General features: G+C 41.5%; 15 protein-coding genes. 5 read left to right on the top strand and 10 right to left on the bottom strand.

What is annotated here, in order from left to right:
• Nucleotides 1–3 precede the first annotated feature (3 nt).
• From Q5O24_00785 to Q5O24_00775, 3 genes are all read right to left on the bottom strand, one after another.
• Complete coding sequence (locus tag Q5O24_00785; protein WKY47894.1) at nt 4–366, bottom strand: response regulator; 363 nt, start codon at nt 364–366, stop codon at nt 4–6.
• Between the two features lie 9 nt (nt 367–375).
• The gene (locus Q5O24_00780) at nt 376–1,254 is read right to left on the bottom strand and encodes a chemotaxis protein CheX (protein WKY47893.1); all 879 of its coding nucleotides are present in this window, start codon (nt 1,252–1,254) and stop codon (nt 376–378) included.
• A gap of 181 nt (nt 1,255–1,435) precedes the next feature.
• Nucleotides 1,436–2,320, bottom strand: a complete 885-nt coding sequence (locus Q5O24_00775) for a 4Fe-4S binding protein (GenBank protein ID WKY47892.1) — start codon at nt 2,318–2,320, stop codon at nt 1,436–1,438.
• A 125-nt stretch (nt 2,321–2,445) separates the two neighbouring features.
• Between Q5O24_00775 and Q5O24_00770 the strand changes: the two genes are divergently transcribed.
• Nucleotides 2,446–3,363, top strand: coding sequence for a LysR family transcriptional regulator (locus tag Q5O24_00770; protein WKY47891.1), 918 nt, complete (start codon nt 2,446–2,448; stop codon nt 3,361–3,363).
• A 193-nt stretch (nt 3,364–3,556) separates the two neighbouring features.
• On the top strand, nt 3,557–9,448 hold the full coding sequence (locus Q5O24_00765; protein ID WKY47890.1) for a triple tyrosine motif-containing protein: 5,892 nt from the start codon (nt 3,557–3,559) through the stop codon (nt 9,446–9,448).
• Nucleotides 9,449–9,524: 76 nt separating this feature from the next.
• Here the strand turns inward: Q5O24_00765 and Q5O24_00760 are convergent, their stop codons facing one another.
• The 7 genes from Q5O24_00760 to Q5O24_00730 form a co-directional block, all read right to left on the bottom strand.
• The gene (locus Q5O24_00760; GenBank protein WKY49187.1) at nt 9,525–10,343 is read right to left on the bottom strand and encodes a ZIP family metal transporter; all 819 of its coding nucleotides are present in this window, start codon (nt 10,341–10,343) and stop codon (nt 9,525–9,527) included.
• Between the two features lie 194 nt (nt 10,344–10,537).
• Entirely contained in the window at nt 10,538–11,104 is a 567-nt protein-coding gene (locus Q5O24_00755; protein ID WKY47889.1) for an NAD(P)H-dependent oxidoreductase, read from the bottom strand.
• A 146-nt stretch (nt 11,105–11,250) separates the two neighbouring features.
• On the bottom strand, nt 11,251–11,847 hold the full coding sequence (locus Q5O24_00750) for a permease (protein WKY47888.1): 597 nt from the start codon (nt 11,845–11,847) through the stop codon (nt 11,251–11,253).
• Nucleotides 11,844–12,329, bottom strand: a complete 486-nt coding sequence (locus Q5O24_00745; protein WKY47887.1) for a permease — start codon at nt 12,327–12,329, stop codon at nt 11,844–11,846. Before Q5O24_00745 ends, Q5O24_00750 begins: the two co-directional genes overlap by 4 nt.
• A 264-nt stretch (nt 12,330–12,593) precedes the next feature.
• Nucleotides 12,594–13,169, bottom strand: a complete 576-nt coding sequence (locus tag Q5O24_00740; protein WKY47886.1) for an ANTAR domain-containing protein — start codon at nt 13,167–13,169, stop codon at nt 12,594–12,596.
• A gap of 39 nt (nt 13,170–13,208) precedes the next feature.
• Nucleotides 13,209–14,522, bottom strand: coding sequence for a glutamine synthetase family protein (locus Q5O24_00735; GenBank protein WKY47885.1), 1,314 nt, complete (start codon nt 14,520–14,522; stop codon nt 13,209–13,211).
• Between the two features lie 298 nt (nt 14,523–14,820).
• Nucleotides 14,821–15,039, bottom strand: coding sequence for a hypothetical protein (locus Q5O24_00730; protein WKY47884.1), 219 nt, complete (start codon nt 15,037–15,039; stop codon nt 14,821–14,823).
• A gap of 434 nt (nt 15,040–15,473) precedes the next feature.
• Between Q5O24_00730 and Q5O24_00725 the strand changes: the two genes are divergently transcribed.
• From Q5O24_00725 to Q5O24_00715, 3 genes are all read left to right on the top strand, one after another.
• On the top strand, nt 15,474–17,579 hold the full coding sequence (locus Q5O24_00725) for a glutamine synthetase III (GenBank protein ID WKY47883.1): 2,106 nt from the start codon (nt 15,474–15,476) through the stop codon (nt 17,577–17,579).
• A gap of 63 nt (nt 17,580–17,642) precedes the next feature.
• A complete protein-coding gene (locus tag Q5O24_00720) occupies nt 17,643–17,990 on the top strand; it encodes a P-II family nitrogen regulator (GenBank protein ID WKY47882.1) in 348 nt (115 codons plus the stop codon).
• Nucleotides 17,991–18,112: 122 nt separating this feature from the next.
• Nucleotides 18,113–19,372, top strand: a complete 1,260-nt coding sequence (locus Q5O24_00715; GenBank protein WKY47881.1) for an ammonium transporter — start codon at nt 18,113–18,115, stop codon at nt 19,370–19,372.
• Nucleotides 19,373–19,579: the final 207 nt, after the last annotated feature.

Here is a 19,579-nt window from a genome sequence, read left to right as displayed (position 1 = left end):
GTTCTACTCATCCATTGCTTCTTTAAAAATATCCAGCACCGCACTTGCTTCAAAAGGTTTGGAGATATAATTAAGCGCTCCGGCATTTAGGGCTTCGAGGATGGTATCCCCTTTGCCCAGGGCAGAAATCATCACCACATTGGCATCTTCATCCAAAGCCAGAATTTCTTTTAAACATTCTATCCCGTTCATATTGGGCATGGTAATATCCAGTGTCACAATATCAGGGCGTAATTCTTTAAACTTTTCAATCGCTTCTATTCCATCCGCCGCTTCTCCTACTACCAGGTGATCCCCGGAAATGAGAATTTTCTTCAGTTTATTTCGGGACATTGTCGAATCATCTACAATTAAAATATTTGCCATCGCTTCCTCCTATATATTTAAAACAATCTCAATTTTGCCAAAACTCAACTGACAGGGGACAATCAAAAGTTTATTCAAGGCCTTAAGTTCCCCCTCCTGGTCCATAGTCTGAGCTTCCAGATCACATTTGATATTTTTGTGATACAGATTAGAGATAAACAAACCATTCTGACAGTTCATAAACTCACCCAGGGCATCCTTTACCAGATCATTCATCGAGTCAATGGCTTCTTCCGCATAAATAGAAGCAAACTCAACCGCCGTTTCTTCCTCGGCTGAAATTCCGGTTTCAATGTTATAATCCCCAATAATCTTCTGTGATGCCAGATTCTCATATGCATAGGAATCCTTTGTATAAGGCCTTTCAATCATCATTTCCCGATCGATGAAGCGGATAATGTTTCTGACAAACAGCTCAATGTATTCTTCAAAAACAAGCATCTCCGTGTCTTCTTGATTTCCCATAATCATTTTAACGATATCATCCGTATTGCTGCTTTTTAATATTTGTATTTCCTCTTCGGAAAAACCTGAATCCTCCTTATATGAAAGCAGGAGTTTTTCATACTTCTCAAAGGTCAACAAACCCTGATCCAAAAGAATCTGCCCCAATAAAATATGGGATTCTTTTTGCTTTGTTAAAAGTGTTTCCAGATCTGCTTTAGTTAAAAAGCCAACTTCGATAGCCAGATCCCCAAAACGCATATCTTTGATTGCCTGTAGATGATGCACTTTGTTGACCTGTTGAGCGTTCATCAAACCTGATTCAATAGCCAGAACCCCCAGCTTAACCCGTGATGATTCCTGTTTATTAAGAACCTCTTTCAACTGTTCAGGTGTGATGATTTTCTTTTTTAATAAATAATTCCCAAAATACTTATTATACATCCCCGTCTCCTCACCTATCCTCTAAATGATTTTTGCCGCTTCAAGTGAAAATTAATTTAATAATAAATAACTCTCTGATCTTAACATCTCAATGTTAACTTGCTGTAAAAATTAAAAGAAATTTTATATAGCCTCTGGAACGACAAAACCGCAGCTTTAGAAGCTGCGGTTGATTTTTTTACTAATTATCTGTAAGCATTTTCTCTACGGCATCAAAGCCAAGTCGTTTAATGGTCTGGGAAAATCGTTCTCCCTTTTCCCCCTGGTCACTGTAAAACAAAATAATCTTTTCAAGCATCGCCAAAAGACTTTCTTCATCGGCAAATATCTGGGTCAATGCTTTTCCCATCGCAACCTGTTTACCCCAGCGGCCACCAATCACCAGCTTATAGCCGTTTAAACCAGCTGTTACGGCATCAAATGGGCATTTCCCTACACACAGTCCACAATTTAGACAACTATCCCGATCAATTTCAATTCGTCCATCATTAAGCTTTGCAGCATTTACCGGACAAGCCTTAATCACACCACAGCTTTTACAGTTTTTACAGGCTGACTGTTCAAGTTCGGGAATCAACTGACCAACTACACCCGCATCGTTAAGATCCGGCTTCATGCAATTATTGGGACATCCCCCCACAGCAATTTTGAATTTATGGGGCAAGACCAGATCGCGATAGCCCTTATAAAAACGTTTATGAATTTCTGCTGCCAGGCCAAATGTATCAATTAAACCATACTGACAGGTTGTTCCCTTACAGGCTGTTACCGGCCGCACCTTGGGACCTGTCCCACCGGTTTCAAGTCCACCGGTTTTTAAATGAGCTCTAAAGTCTTCAATTTTAGCGTAGGGAATACCTGGACACTCTATAGTCAGTCTGGTAGTTAATGCCAGCGTCCCATTTCCGTATTTCTGCGCGCCTTCCAAAATACAGGCCATCTGGTCTGCATTCACTACACCATTTATAGTAATCACTCTTCCTGAAAAATTATCGGTTCGCTTGTTTCTTAGAAAACCCAGTCCCTTTACCCGTTTCACGTCTTCATTACTGATTGTTTCTGCCATTTTTCCTCCCTCATCTACGCTAATTTATATTCACTATTGTAATCATTATAGACCTTGTCCTTTTATAAGTAAAATGATAATATTTTATATATATAATAAATCATACCTATACTTAAGGAGAAATAATGGATCTGCGCCATTTAAAAATTCTAATCGCCGTCGAAGAAACCGGCTCTATGTCTCAAGCTGCCAAAGCCCTATATATCACACAGCCTTCAGTGAGCCAGGTCATTCGGGAACTGGAAGAACATTATGGCGTCCGACTCTTTGAACGGATGGGCCGAAAGCTCATCATCACTGACGCCGGCAAAACACTTTATACCCAAGCTCGTATGGTTATCAGTCAGTTTAACTCACTGGAGAACAGCATGGAAAACCTCTGCGAGCAGCAAAGCCTCAAGGTTGGCGCTACCATTACCATAGGCTCTTGTCTGCTGGCACCGCTGATGAATAAATATCTGCAGGAAAACCCTGAAACCGACTGTTTTAATTATGTCAACAACACCCGTTCTATAGAAAATCGACTGCTGCGGGCCGAACTCGACATCGGTTTAGTTGAAGGAACAGTCCAGCATCCCGACCTGATTGTTGAGCCAGTCATTGATGATTTTCTGGTTATCGCCTGCTCCCAAACCCACCCTTTTTCGGTTCTTCAAAAAATAACTGCCCAGCAGCTTCAAAGCCAGGCATTTGTGATGCGCGAATCAGGAAGCGGTACAAGAGACCTCTTTCTGGACTTTATGAAAAGACGAGGGCTAAAAGTTACGATTGGATGGGAGGTAACTTCACCGGAAATTATCAAAACCATTCTACTTAGCCAACCTTGTCTTTCAGCTCTTTCAATTCGGCTCATTGAAGAAGAGTTAAAAGCCGGTCAAATGACCGCCTATTCCCCTCTTGAACCTATCTTTAACCGGACCTTTAATCTGGTCTACCATAAAAACAAACATCTTACACCAACAATGACCAGCTTCATTGAGCTGGTAAAAAGAGAGCCCCAACCAGACCTCAAAAACCAGTTTAATCTGGGACTTATTGTTTAACTTAAAATTCCGATAACCAGTCAGTGGCTTTTAAATTTTAAATATACGAGAAACCCGTAAACTTTTTAACGAACCGTCCGATAAAATAACTAGTGCAACTATTTAGGTCTCGATCAAGACTTATTTATCTATACTTAAATATTATTATTGATATATGACTTGTTTTAAAATCTGAAAAAGAAAGAGGAACAAAATGAAAAAATCTTTGTCCCGTGTCCTAAGCTTAATCCTTGTCAATCTGATGTTAATTTCTTCTGTCCCATTTAATGTTATCGCTGAAGAACTCATCCCTTCAGACCCCGAAATTACTGCTGAAGATCCTTCTGTTACTGAAACTCCGGCTGATTCCGCGAGTAAAACAGAAGAAGATCTCCCTGCTACGACCATAACAACAGAAACTTCTGTTCCAGTTCCTGTTCCACAAGCAGAGTCTGTACCCGTTTCTGAACAAGCAGCAGCTTCTGTACAAAGCCAAAGCAGTGAGACCCTGACCACCATGGAAACAGATATTAACTTTATCGAATATGACGATGATACCGATCTTGACGGAAACGTCTATGTGACCGGTTATACGGGTTCTGACACTAGCCTTGTTATTCCTGCCGTAACCCCTAACGGAAACCAGGTTACAGGAATTGCCACTAATGCCTTTAAAGACAAGGCCACCCTTACTTCCATCGAATTGCCGTATTCTCTCCAGGTCATCGAAGCAGGGGCTTTTTACGGCTGTACTGGACTGACTGATTTAGTCCTGCCCCCCTCCTTAACTAATATACAATCCGAGGACGGAAACGGCACGTTCGCTAACACCAGCGGACTGACCGTAACCATTCCCGCCACCGTCACCTCTATCGGTCCCTATCTGTTTCAGAACGCCACTAATCCTACTATTAAAGGAGAATCCGGCTCTTTTGCCCAAAGTTATGCTGTCGAATACAATATAACTTTTGTGCCTATCACCGATTCCTTTTACGTAAAAAGCTTTACCACCAGCCTGTCCTCCGGGCAGAACATTAATACTGCTATTACCCTGACAGCTGCCGCTTCCGGCGGTACAGGCACACTTAACTATGGTTTTTATTACGACCTGGAAAAGCTGGACGGTACTTATCTGACAAATGAGACCCTTACCGATTTTGCTACGGCCAGATCAGTTCTTTTCACCCCTACTGAAGCGGGTATCTATACCCTTTATACCCGTATTAAAGATGAAGACGGTAATATTGTCCAGCGATCTATTGGGGATTTTGAAGTGATCAATCTGCCGATTGTATCTCTTGATACTGACAAGGCTTCACCTCAGTATTACTACGATTATCCCACAACAACTGCGCCAAATACCATCGCACTCACTGCTTCAGTCGACTCCGGGAGCGGGACAAAACCGTTTGACTATAGCTTTAAATATCAGAAAGACGATATTATCACTGAAATCACTGCGATTAACGGTAGCAGCAACGATAGTGAAAGTGCTAATTTTACCACCGGTGTTGCGGAAGACGCAGGAACTTATATTTTTATGGTAACTGTCACTGATTCTCAGGGACAATCAATCACAAAAACAATTGAAGATTATCAGGTTGTTGATGGTCTGGCAGTACAGTCTCTGACTGTCGATCAAAGCTCTCCCCAAGAGCCGGGCAGCGCTCTGAAACTGACGGCCAGTGCTGCCGGTGGTAAAACTGCAATTTCTTACCGCTTTTACTATACGCTGGATAATGGTCCAGAAACTGAAATCCAGGACTATTCGACCAGTAATACCAGCAGTTTCTCACCTTCAGCTGAGGGCAGCTATAAGTTTTATGTCTCCGTGAAAAACGCCAGCGGGATTGAAATCCCCATTGATACACCTGTCGATTTTACCATTGCTGAAGCTCCAGCGGCTGATTCCTTTACCGTCGAAGATGGCGGTATTCCCTATTATCTCGGCGATCCCGGTACAATTGCTTTGACGGTCAACGGAATTTCAGTTGCAGAACCCGCCAGCTGCCAATTTTACTATAGCCTGGATAGTGATACAGAGAAACATTTAATTAATACCCTTAATAATCAATATACACTCTTATTTGACCCCACCTCAACGGGTGCCGGTATTTATACCTTCTATGTCACCATTACCAGTGATATCGGCGGTATTCTGGAACTTGAGACTGAGCCATATATTGTTTATGAAGCCCTGGATACAAGCCTGGATACAGACATTGAATCCCCTCAGGATAGAAACACTGAGCTAAAACTCTCAGCCCTCGCCAGCGGCGGAAAATCGCCATACACCTATCAGTTTTATAGTAAATTAGACGGCGTGACAACTGAACAGGGAGATGACTCCACGAGGAAGTACGCCAAGTTCAGCCTGGCTGAAGCGGGCAACTATTTGCTGGGGGTGACCATTACCGACGCCAACGGCAAAAGCTTTGATAAGGAAATTCCTTATACCATTAATAATAACCCGCTGATCAGCAAGTTTGAAATTGCCGAAGATCCTAATAATGGCTATTATATTGAAACTGATTTAACTTTTAATTCAGAAGTTGATGGCGGCCTTGCCGACTATAGCTATGTCTATACTATTAAACGGGGCTCTACAGTTGTTGATACCCAGACATTTGACGCAATCAGTACTACGACCCATTTAATGACATACAATCCATCCACCTCAGGAACCTATTCATTTATTCTCCAAGTAACTGACGCTAACGGTGAAACTGTGAGTGAGACCATTAAATCTATAAAAGTTCTCGATCCGGTCACCGTGAAATATCTGAAAGTCAATAAGTATTCCGGCCAGAATATTGGCACAGAATTGAAGTTAACCGCCTCACCAAGCGGTGGAAAGTCACCATTCACTTATAACTTTTCATACTCTCTTGACGGTGTGACTAAAACGCTTATTGATTCAGAAAAAGATACCAATAAGTACGTCTCTTTTACCCCCGAAACAGAAGGTCTTTATACCTTTTATGTGACGATTACTGATTATTATGGAAAAGAAACAAGTGACCAGATTGATGATTTTCTGGTCATTAATGACCCACTTTTAACTGAATTAAGCGGCGTAAAAACCGGCACGAACACTGCCTTCAGTGATTTCTATGCTGGCGACACTTATAAGCTTACTGCAACTTCCGAATATGGCAGTGGCGATTTGACCTATACATTCTATTATATGGATGGAAAAACAAAAATGCCTATTGGCGAGCCTATAGTCACTGCTGATCAGACTGCCAGCATTGACTTTACCCCTACCGAAGGTGGTACCTATTCCATTTATGCGGAAGTAAAAGATTCGAACACCCTCACCCCTTCAATCAGTAAGAAACTGAGCCTGAAAGTCCTTTCACCGGTGAGTGCAAAGACTATTAAGTTAAGTAAAACCAAAGATGTCACAAAATTTGACATTATCACTTTATCCACCTCAGGAACTGGCGGAAAGTCATCTTACAGCTATGAATTTTTCTATTCAACCGATAATGGTTTAACACTCAATTCATTAGCTGACGCTGACACATCAAACAAAATAGCTGTCGCTCTTTCCACACTGGGACTGGATTTTTCATCTGATGTAAGCTTAACTTTCTATGTCAAAGTAACTGACAGAAACGAGGTTGTCAGTACAAACGAAAGCATACAATCTACCAAAAGCAGTTTAATCACAATCACTAACCCACCCGTTCTGGAGCTGGGTGTTTCACCTGAAAAAGGCACTGCCGATCTTTATCCCGGCGACACGGCCACTCTGACAGGTTTAGTTAAAGACGGTTCCGGTGATGGCAGCACAGAAATCCACTTCTATTACCAGCTGGGCAGCGGAACTAAAAAAGAAATTGAAGATTCAAATAGTGATGGTATCGTAGACGTCACCCTAACTGATTCCGGCTCCTGCAAATTTTATCTGGAAGCCGAGGGTGCCGAGACACAAATTGTAAAAAGCTACACCGTCCTTAAAAGTGTCTCAGCCAAAGCAATTAAAATCAGTAAAACTAAAAATGTCCTGCCTACCAATACGGTAATACTTACAGCTTCAGCCAGCGGCGGGAGAAGCCCTTACACCTACAATTTTTATTACAGCCTTAACGGTTCAGATACACTAATTAAAGAAACCACTGACCGCTCCATCGAATTCAACTTTAATAGCACCGGTTCCGGAGAATACACCTTCTATTATACTGTAACAGATGCCAATTATACTGATACTGACACCAATGGCAAAATCATTGATGACAAAACCGTAACCCAGGCAACAGTATCCGTTTCAAACCCGGCTGTTATTGACAGCTTTACTGTCAGTCCTGAAAAAGGGACTGCCGTTTATGTCGGCGAGACGGTAACCTTAAGTGCTGGCCTTGAAGAAGGCAGTGGTACCGACGAAGTCCCGACCTGTGAATTCTTCTACCAAAATGGCAGAGAGGATAAAGTTTCACTTGGAACCATCAACTTCTCAGGCGATACTGCCTCAGTTTCTTTTGAACCCACTGAAGCCGGAACTTACAAATTCTATGTTGAAGTAACCGATCCAATCAGCCAAAACACGACGGTAAATACTATTAACAGCTATAAAATCCTTTCTGATCTGTCTATCGAAAGCTTAAAGATCAGTAAAACAAGCGACCTGACCACCAGCGATACCATCAGGCTCAGTGCCACTATAACCGGTGGAAAATCACCCTATACTTACAAGTATGAATATAAGGTTGGCAGCGGTAACTGGATTGCCATCGACTCTACTTCACGCAGTGCCAGTCTTGATCTGTCTGAATCCGGACCTGGTCAATATGCCTTCCGCCTGTCGGTTACTGACGGCGGGGGAAAAGTATCACCCGTAAAAGAATATGATAGCCTTCTTACGGTCAGTAATCCGCCGATAATTGATGAAATAACGGTTACACCAACTGATACATCTTCCATATTCTATGCCGGTAAGGCTTTAACTGTGAAGGCTGATTTGGTAGAAAATACCGGTGATTCAGGAACTTTACACTATGTTTTCAATATGTATAACGGTTCAAAACTGATCGAAAGTGTAGATTCAGGCAGTTCAAATCAAGCAGAATTCACCCCTGATGAGGAAGGCTCCTATAAATTCATCGTCGAAGTAACCGATGCAAATACCAGTGAGCCGGTTACCCAAAAAAGCTCTACTGTTAAAGTTGTATCTGGCGTTATGGTTAAAAGTCTGAAAGTCGATAAAGCCAGCGGCCAAAACCTGGGCACCACATTAAGATTGACTGCATCGGCAATTGGCGGCAAGTCCCCTTATCAGTATGAGTTTTATGCCTATCATGATAGCAGCGCTGATGAAATTCTAATTCAAGCCTATTCAAGTTCAAAAACTGCCAGCTATACGCCTGAAGAACCCGGAACCTATACCTTCCATGTCAGGATTAAAGACAGCGGTGTTGATACTGAAAACAGTACTTCTACTAACAGCGATGAAATATTTGTAGATGATTTTGAAATTCTTAATCTGCCGGTTATAGACGAATTTACTGCAAATATACAAGGTGAAGATTCGGCCTACGCCAGCGATTCTGATGGTTTAAATGGTTCCAGTGTTATTCTATCTGCTGAAGCAAGCGGCGGATCTGGACCTTACACTTATACCTATTCTTATAAGCTGGGCACGAAATCAGAAGTTAAACTGGAAACATACACCGATAGCGCCACTGGCAGCAACTTGGCTGTATTCATGCCAGACGAAGCCGGAACCTATACCTTAAACGTTACGGTTACCGATCACGACGGCAATACCGTCACTAAGACCATAAATTATTTTAGAGTCTATGACCTTCCGGAAATTGACGAAATCACAGTCAGCAAGACGGAAGTTGATGCCGGATATTACAGTAAACTTTCTGTTTATATCGACGGCGGACAATATCCTTATCAATATAAGTTTGAAGTGAAGGATTCTGAGGGCAGTAATTATCCAACAACACCACTTCGCGATTTTTCCACCACCCGATCCTATTATTTTAAAACAGACACTCCGGGCACCTATTACTTTAGAGTAACAATTAAAGATAAAAACGGAAAAGAATCTATCATGGAATTGGATACACCTATTACTGTTGTAAGCGTACAATAAACCACAATAAAAGAACTCTTGCCTTTCAGCATGGACTGAATGGGAAGAGTTCTTTATTGTTTTAAATTTGTTATTTTTAACCTAGTGCCACATCCAAAATCATCATCACCGAAAAGCCAACCATACACCCGATCGTTGCAATATCCGTCTTGGAACCGCCTTCTTCCCGCTGGGCTTCGGGGATCAGTTCTTCTACGACAACATAAATCATGGCACCGGCAGCAAAAGCCAGGGCATAGGGTAAAACCGGACGCATTGAAATGACTGCAAAAGCCCCAATTACTCCTGCTATGGGTTCGACAATTCCTGACGCCTGGCCGTAGACAAAAGATTTAGTTCGGCTAAAACCTTCCCGTCTAAGGGGAATCGCGACCGCGGCCCCTTCAGGAAGGTTCTGCAAGCCTATCCCGATTGCCAGTGCCACTGCCCCAGCGACCGTTGATGCCGACCCGCCTGCCGCCGCGGCGCCAAAGGCGACTCCCACCGCCATCCCCTCAGGGATGTTATGTAGTGTTATGGCCAATACCAGCAGAACCGAACGCTGCCAGCTGGTTTTAATTCCTTCGGCCTGCGAAACATCTAAACCCAAATGCAGATGGGGCATCAGCTTATCAACCATATATAAAAATGCGCCGCCGCCCAAAAATCCAATAGCTGCCGTTAGCCAGGCCGTTTGACCCAATTCTTCAGCCATTTCTATTCCCGGTGCTAAAAGTGACCAGAAGCTGGCGGCAATCATCACACCAGCCGCAAATCCCAGCATACCATTTAAAACATTTTTATTTATTTTTTTAAAAAAGAATACCATCCCGGCACCTGTAGCGGTCATCGCCCAGGTAAACAACGTCCCCATCAAGGCTTGTTCCACCGGTCCAAACTGTTCAATCCAATTGATCATCAATTCGCCTCCTTCATTATTATTTTTGTTATTCACCTTAAACTTTACACGATTAAAAATGAAATGACAACTGTTCTTTACTTTTTTACATCATCTCAGATAAATTCTAAACTATTAGGGCTATCAAACCATAACAAAAGCTCCTGCTGAAATCATCTCCAGCCAGGAGCTTTTTTCCTTATCATAGTAATTTATGCTTGAACCTGTTTTTCAATAAATTTTAAAAAGGCCACCGTCTGTTTTTCCAGAAAAGGCTTACTTTCAACAAGCACCAGTTTCCCTTCACTATTCAACTGTTCTCCGCCTTTTGGAATCGTAAGTCTCGGGAAATTCATCACCTTCATATTCAAAAGACTAATTAAAGTCACCAGATGATCCTGCGCAATCCCTGTACCTGACATCCCATTAGTGATCCCACTGATGGCCGCCGGCTTTTTGGAAAGCACTTGCCCCTCAGTCTCACTGACCCGGCGGGACAACCAGTCAATCAGATTTTTTAGAACGCCGGGAACCGAATGATTGTATTCAGGCGTGAAAAACCAGATCCCATCAGCCGCTTTTACCGCCTCGCGAACCCGCTTTACTTCCGGGGGAACCGGAAATTCAATGTCCTGATTCATATAAGGCAGATCTCCATACTCAAGTAGGTCAAACTCCACTTCATCACCGATTAAATCTTTGGCCGCTAAAGCCAGCTGGCGATTCATTGAATCTTTTCTCAGTGATCCGACAATAGCCAGAATTCTTATTTTCTTCATGATTGCAGCTCCTCTTCTAAACTGATCGGGAACATCTTAAACCCGTTTAAATTAATCATATCACGGACTTAATGAATAATCAATCTAATCTCTATCCGACTTCTTGGGATTTTAAATAAAGAAAAAGTCGAGGGAAGCTTTTACCATCACAATCCTTGCTCAGCCAGACTATAGATGTAATCCTTATCCTGAGCACTCAGCATTCTTTCGATAATCAACGTTCCCACCAGATAAACTGTAATTAAAGTGATATTAGTAATCACTGTATAAGAAACCCCCAGGGCTGTCGCCTGAAAGAAAAGTATCGGCAATTTGGCACTCGCCCAGATGCTTAAGAAAAACAGGACATTGGAATATCGGGCACCCTTTTTAAGCATAATTTGAGCGACCGGAAAAGCAGCAACCAATGGTCCTGCCGACATGGCACCGATGAAAAAGGCCACCAAAATTCCCACGACTCCAGATTTTTCGCCCATAAAGCGAATCATCGTTTCTTTGGGCACCCAAATATCCAGAAGACCAATCATCAAAAAGATTGGCGGGACGATTTTTAACATTGAAACAAATTGAAAACCGGCAGAGGAAAGTGCTGATAATCCCAAGCCAGCCTCAGAATTGACAGCCGCTACTCCAATCTTAATTCCCAGAGCATCAAGGATAAACAAGGTAGCCAGCATGACCAGAGCGATATAAAACACTTTGTTTTTTAATAATGTTAACACAATTTCTTTTTCGTTTTTCATACCATCACCATCCATACGACAAAAGCAACTATGCCTGAAGCGATAAAAGCCATACCATTTCTTAAAACCACTGCTTTACTGCCAAAGAATTTTATCTCAGCCGACCAGTACACCAGACCAACCGCCATCAACGTTGTCATAAGAGCTGCAACCTGGGGATAGCCCGCTCCATTTGATAAAAGTTCAGCACCCAGGGGAAAAGTGACAAACGGTGGCATAAATGCTACTGAGCCAACAATCATGCCGATCAGGACTCCAAAAAAACCTGATTCTTCACCCATCACCGCCCTAATCATGGCTGGCGTTACAATACTGAGCACAATACCGACAATTAAAAACAGGGGAATTAAAATCGGCAGAATTTTTATAAAAGCCATCCAGCCCTTTTTTACCGCTTTTTTCGTCTTGCCTCTGTCTTTTACCAGCGAGACGACCAGCAAAACCAGGGCAATTCCATAAATTATAATTGTTGACAGATCCATATAATTTCTCCTTTGACAGTTTCCCGAAACAAATATTGTTGTATTTTTCTAACATATAGCTCAAAAAAATAGAAACCATTCTGTTAATGAGCAAATTATATCATCTTATATAATATAATCTGTGACTGTGTTACAAAGCAGTTTTCATATCCTTCTAAATCAACTTGCATCTATTCAAACTAAAGTTAAACCGCATCCTCAGCGAAGACTGTCTGTTACATATTAGCTTATAATCAACAAAAGGTGCTGACTCTTGTCAGCACCTTATCGTTTCCGTTCATAATTCTTAATGATTTGTTCAGCCACTTTTCGAGGCGAAATTCGCATATCCATTGCTTTTTTCTGAATATATCGATGGGCCTGTTCTTCTTTCATATTCAGGTTTTCCATTAAACAAAGCTTTCCGCGATAGACTACCCCTAAATCATCAATTTTAGCTTTTAGCTGCTCATTCTGATTCTGAAGCTTCATCATTTTTGCCCGCGACTGCCTTACAAAACGGATATTCTGGGTAAGAAGCTGCCGGTTCACCGGCTTTTGCACCACAAAAGCCATAGTATCCGATAGCTTCTCTTCAACGTGTTCCACCAGTTCGCCTTTAACGATAAGAATCACACCTACACCAAAGGAATCCATTATATCCATGGCAAAATCCACACCAAATTCATCACCTAAAGGGGTATTCACAATGACCAGATCGTATTCAATTTCCTGAAGTTTACGTCTTCCTTCACTGGCTGAAATAGCTGAATCAATCAGCTCGAAATTTAACGGTCGTAAAATTTCCGTTAAACCACGAATCACTTCCTTTTGTTTACACACCAGTAAAACGCTACTCAACCCCTTCACCTCCTGCCTTTTTGTACATCCTGAAGGCAATTAATATACAGACAAGTAATGATCAATTTCCCAGGGATGAACGGTTTTTGTGTATTCATTCCATTCGACTTTTTTTAGATCAATATATTTTTGTTTAAGCTCACTTCCGAGTACCGCTTCAATCAAAGGATCTTTTTCCATTTCCCGAAGAGCATCCATTAAAGTCATTGGCAGTTCTTCAAGCTGTGACTCATAATCCATATCGTTGGCAATCATTAGTGATTCCTCCAGAACCATTTGCTTTTCTATCCCTTCAAGACCGGCTTCAAGGACCAGGGCAAAAATCAGATAGGGATTACAGGTTGGATCAGGACTTCTTAACTCAAAGCGACAGTGACCAAAAATTTCTGCCGGAATCTTAATTAGCGGCAACTGATTGCCATAGCCAAAACTTACAAATCGCGGTGCTTCCTGGCCGCCTATCAACCGTTTATAACTGTTGACCAGAGGATTGGCTACAGCCGTAATCCCTTTGATATGCGCCAGCACACCGGCAACAAAAGACTGGGCAGTCTGGCAGAGCTTGCCTTCTTCCATCTGGAACAGATTATCTCCATTTTTTTCCAGAAAAACATTCAGATGCATACCACTTCCCGGCTCATCCATAATCGGCTTGGGTAAGAATGATGCATGGATACCATTACGCTGGGAGATCGTTTTAACTACGGTACGAAAGGTCATTAATTTATCTGCTGAGCATAAAGCCGTATCGTATTCAAAATCAATTTCATGCTGGCCCGGTCCTTTTTCATGACGGGAACTTTCAATTTCAAAGCCCATATCTTCAAGGGTCAGGCAAATTTCACGGCGAGTATTTTCTCCTCGGTCATAAGGTGCCAGGTCAAAGTAGCCTGCCTGATCAGTCGGTTCAGTTGTCGGATTGCCTTCTTCATTCAATTTAAACAGATAAAATTCACACCCGGTACCAATATAAAAATCATATCCAGCCTGCTCAGCTTTTTTCAGGGATTTCTTTAAAATCTGACGGCTGTCACTTTCATACATCCTTCCATCCGGATACTTGATATCACAAATTATCCGTGCCACTTTCCCCCGCTGCGGACGCCAGGGCAAAAGCTGAATGGTCGACATATCAGGGACCAGCACCAGGTCTGAATCTCCGGCAGCGGTTAAACCCGGTACCAGTGATCCGTCAAAAGGCATTCCTCCATAAATAACCCGTTCCATCTGTTTGGCAGTAATTGCCACATTACGGTTCTGTCCCAAAAGATCACAAAACTGCAGTCTAATAAACTTTACATCATTTTCCTGAATATAGTCAAACGCGTCCAGTACATCTTTTTCCAGATCCATGCTTTACCTCCCCTATCCTATTCATATTATTTATTTTCAACTTATACTTCATTAATATTTCCAAAATAATCATACTCCAAGTTCCTTAGACAATCCAGCGACTTTAGTACACTATTTCTGAACTTTTTAGTCTCTGATCTGTTTTTGAACATTTTTTAAAAAACGGCACCACAAAAAAACTGAAAAACTAGATAAATCAAAACGCCTTTGTTCAATCTTCCACTATTTTTTCATATTTTCTAATTAAACCACACTTTCAGTCCAGTTTCAATTCTTTTTTAATGATATTGTTTACAGCCTATTGCTTTGTCATCTGAGCCATAACAACCTGTCTCAGCAGATCCATCGACTGGGTAAATTCCTCAAGGGTCAGTCCGGGAATTTTTTGCGCCACCAGCTCATAGCCTTCTTCAAATGTTTTACAGGCATTAACTGCTGCCATTAAATCAGCATCCCCCAAAAAGGCATCTAGTATCTCAATGTGCTTTTCTTCATCGATCATAAATTTTTCTTCCATATATATGCTCCTTTAGTTTTAGCTCTATTGATAAGAATTTTAACCGTTCCTTGATCAATACTTCGATTATATCCAATCTATCGCTGTTTGTAAATTAGTAATCCTTTTCTAAGCGTTTTTTTTGTAATCTTTTACATTGTAATTTTTTGAAAAAATCTCTTTACAAGAAAGTTTTCATGCTTTATAATAAGACTATCTTAAGAATGTGGTGAATGCCACTCGTTAAAGTTAGCAATGGTGCTTTGGAATTTTTTTCCAAGGCACTTTTTTTTATCATCATTGCTATACGGTTTCTCTTGATTTTCTGGTAAATTCATTTAAAATGATTAAGAGAAGTAGTACGTTCACCTTTATGCCTGCTTTCATTATAATATGTTTTTCAAGGAAGACTGGCATATTATAATTATACAAATTAATTTTAGGAGGACACACACGTGCCAAATTCAGTAAAAGAAAGTGTTTCTGATCTGTTTGGATCAAAAGTATTTAATTCAAGTGTAATGCGTCAGCGTTTACCAAAGCAAGTTTACAAATCGGTTTTAAAAACCATTAATGAAGATTTGCCTTTGGATGAAAATGTAGCTGATGTTGTCGCAACATCCATGATGGATTGGGCTGTTGAACTGGGTGCAACTCACTTTACCCACTGGTTCCAGCCAATGACCGGCATCACTGCTGAAAAACACGATTCATTCATCAGCCCAACTCCTGATGGAAAAATCATTATGGAATTTTCCGGAAAAGAACTGATTAAGGGTGAACCTGATGCATCTTCTTTCCCATCAGGCGGACTAAGAGCAACTTTCGAAGCTCGTGGCTATACAGCCTGGGATCCTACCTCTTTTGCATTTGTAAAAGGAACTACGCTTTATATTCCAACTGTTTTCTGTTCTTATTCAGGCGAAGTGCTGGACAAAAAGACACCTCTGCTTCGTTCAATGGAAGCTTTAAGTGATCAGGCTATCCGAATTCTTAAACTGTTCGGAAAAGATGACGTTAAAAAAGTTACCACTACTATCGGTGCAGAACAGGAATATTTCCTAATCGAACGTGAAATGTACAAAAAACGAAAAGATATGATTCTGACCGGACGTACACTTTTCGGTGCTAAACCACCAAAAGGACAGGAAAAAGATGATCATTATTTTGGTCGAATCCGTGGCCGTGTTGCCAACTACATGAATGAACTGGATAAAGAATTATGGCAGTTAGGCATTACTTCTAAAACCAGACATAACGAAGTAGCACCTAGCCAGCACGAAATGGCTCCAATCTTTGCCAGCACCAACATGGCAACAGATCACAACCAGCTGATCATGGAAATGATGTCGCGCGTTGCTTACCGTCATAACCTGGCCTGCCTGTTAAATGAAAAACCATTTGAAGGTGTTAACGGTTCCGGTAAACACAATAACTGGTCAATGGCTACTGACGCTGGTGAAAACCTGTTGGATCCAACTGATAATCCAGCTGATAACAAACAGTTCTTATTATTCCTGTGTGCAACCATCGAAGCTGTTTACCGATACAGTGAACTGATGCGAATCTCTGTTGCCAGCGCTGGAAATGACCACCGACTGGGAGCCAACGAAGCACCACCAGCAATCGTTTCTGTATTCCTGGGCGAACAGTTAACAGCTGTACTTAAATCAATCGAAACTGGTGAAAAAATCTCTGAAGCAAAAGACCTAGTTATGGAACTTGGTGTTAAAACCCTTCCAAACTTCATCGTAGATGCGACAGACCGTAACCGTACTTCACCATTTGCTTTCACCGGCAATAAGTTTGAATTCCGTATGTTAGGTTCTAATCAGTCTATCTCTGGTCCTAACATTACCTTAAATACCATCGTAGCTGAAGTTCTTTCTGAATTTGCTGATACTCTGGAAAAAGCGTCTGATTTCGATACTGCTATCGATGCTCTGCTTAAAGAATCTGTTGATCGCAGCAAAAACGTTGTCTTCAATGGTAACAACTATTCAGAAGAATGGGTTGAAGAAGCTGCCCGACGTGGACTTCCAAACCTGAAAACTACTCCTGAAGCGCTGGAAGCATTCCTGCTTGACAAAAACGTTGAACTGTTTGGCAAACATGGTATCTTCACCAAAACTGAGATGGCTTCCCGATATGAAATCCTGCTTGAAGAATACTGCATGACCATCAACATCGAAGCCCTGACTACTTTAGATTTAGCTAAACAGGAAATTATCCCTGCTGTCATCACTTATACCAAAGAACTGGGTGAAACAATGCTGGTTAAAAAGAGCTGTGGCGATGGCATTGATGTTAGTACTGAAGCTGGCCTGCTGGAAAAAATCTCTGGCCTGTTAGGTGAAATGACTAAAGCACTTGCTGGTCTGGAAACTGCTTTAGCAGGTGTTGAAGAATGTGACGGTCCTCAGGCTGAAGCATACTACTTCTGTAATACAGTTATTCCTGCTATGAATGCTGTTCGTGAACCTGCTGATTCACTGGAAATGGTTGTTGCTGAAAAATACTGGCCATTCCCAAGCTACAAAGACATTTTATTCTATGTTTAATCTATAAAGGTGCAGGGGTAGCAATACCCCTCCCCCTTTCAATATAAACCTAAGGAGGGTCCAATGAAAAAGCTTGAAATTGTTATTAAACCGGAAAAGCTAGAAGAATTGAAAGAAATCCTGAACACTTGTGATGTACAGGGGCTGATGATCACCAATGTAATGGGATATGGTAATCAGAAAGGTTTCCAGAAATCCTATCGTGGTACTGCTTACACGGTCAATTTTCTGCCGAAAATGAAGGTTGAAACTATTACTGATGCTGAAACAGCTGAACTTATTATTAAAATTGTAACTGAACGTCTTTGTGTCGGTTCAGAAGATGAAATCGGCGGTGGTAAAATCTTTGTTTACAACGTGGAAGATGTTGTCCGAATTCGTACCGGAGAACGTGGTTCTGATGCTATTTAATTATTTAAAACAAGATAATCGTATCTATCAATGGAGATAGTTAAAGCACTTAAACAGCTTAATCTATCTCTTTTTATTTGTTTAATATTTGTATTCATTTGTATTATTAGAGAGGTGTTATAATGGAAACTCAATTATTTTTAGATATTACCTGGGTATTTTTAGCTTCAGTCCTAGTATTCTTTATGCAGGCAGGATTTTCAATGGTGGAAACCGGTTTTACCAGAGCAAAAAATGCCGGAAACATCATTATGAAGAACTTTGTTGACTTTATGCTTGGTTCAATTATGTTTTATGCGATCGGATTCAGCTTTATGTTTGGTCCTGACGTAGGTGGATTCATCGGTTCTGCCGGCTTCTTTGCTCCTGAGCAGCTGGAAGGCGCTGGTGCTTTTGATACTGTTACACCAGAACTTTTCATCTTTTTCCAAACTGTTTTCTGTGCAACAGCTGCAACCATTGTATCAGGAGCAGTTGCTGGACGTACTAAATTTTCAACCTACTGCATTATTTCCGCTTTTGTCAGCCTGATCATTTATCCAGTCGTTGGCCACTGGGCATGGGGTGGCGGATTCCTTGGTGAAATGGGATTTGTTGATTTCGCCGGTTCTACTGTTGTTCACTCTGTCGGTGGATGGACAGGTTTAGTTGGTGCTGCTATGGTCGGTCCACGTATTGGCAAATACAATAAAGACGGTAAGGCCAATGCTATTCCTGGTCACTCTTTAACACTGGGTGCTCTCGGAGTATTTATTCTCTGGTTTGCATGGTTCGGATTCAACTGTGGTTCTACCCTGGGTATGACAACAGATATCGGTCATATCGCTATGACCACCAACCTGGCTGCTGCTGCAGGTGGACTGACAACAATGTTCTTAACCTGGATGTTATACAAAAAACCGGATATTTCATTAACCTTAAATGGTGTTCTTGGCGGGTTAGTCGCCATCACCGCCGGCTGTCTGGTTGTTACTATCTGGGGCGCCATTGCCATCGGTATCGTTGCCGGTGTGGTTATTACCTTTGGTATTCCTTTCCTTGATCAGAAAATTAAAATCGATGATCCAGTTGGAGCTGTTGGCGTTCACTGTATGAATGGTGTTGCCGGAACATTAATGGTTGGTTTATTTGCAAACTACCTGCCAGGTACTGAAGATGCTATTACTGGCCTCTTCTATGGCGGCGGCGTTTCACTTCTGGGTGTACAGTTTGTTGGTGTACTGGCAGTTGCTGCCTGGACACTTGGTACTGCCTTCATCCTGTTCTTCGTTCTTAAGAAAACTATCGGTCTTCGAGTTGAGAAAAATGTTGAGATTGAAGGTCTTGATGTACACGAACACGGAATTGAAGCTTACTCTGACTTTGTAAGCCGTATGAACTAAATTAATACTACTGATAACTGATATAGAAAAGCATTTCCCCCTACTATGCATTTTTAATGACGTTTACAGTATCATGTATTTACTTAAAAGCGCTGATTAGCTTCAGCGCTTTTTTCATTTTCTCTTAAACAAGTCTTATTCACTCAATAATCACAAATCGAACAAAAACTATCCACAAGTTCTTGCTATACTATTATCAATATAAGG

This window comes from Eubacteriaceae bacterium ES3 (assembly GCA_030586155.1).
Lineage (GTDB): Bacteria > Bacillota > Clostridia > Eubacteriales > Eubacteriaceae > Acetobacterium.
Note: the sequence above shows the minus strand (reverse complement) of the source record. Positions and strands in the feature narration are given on the sequence as shown.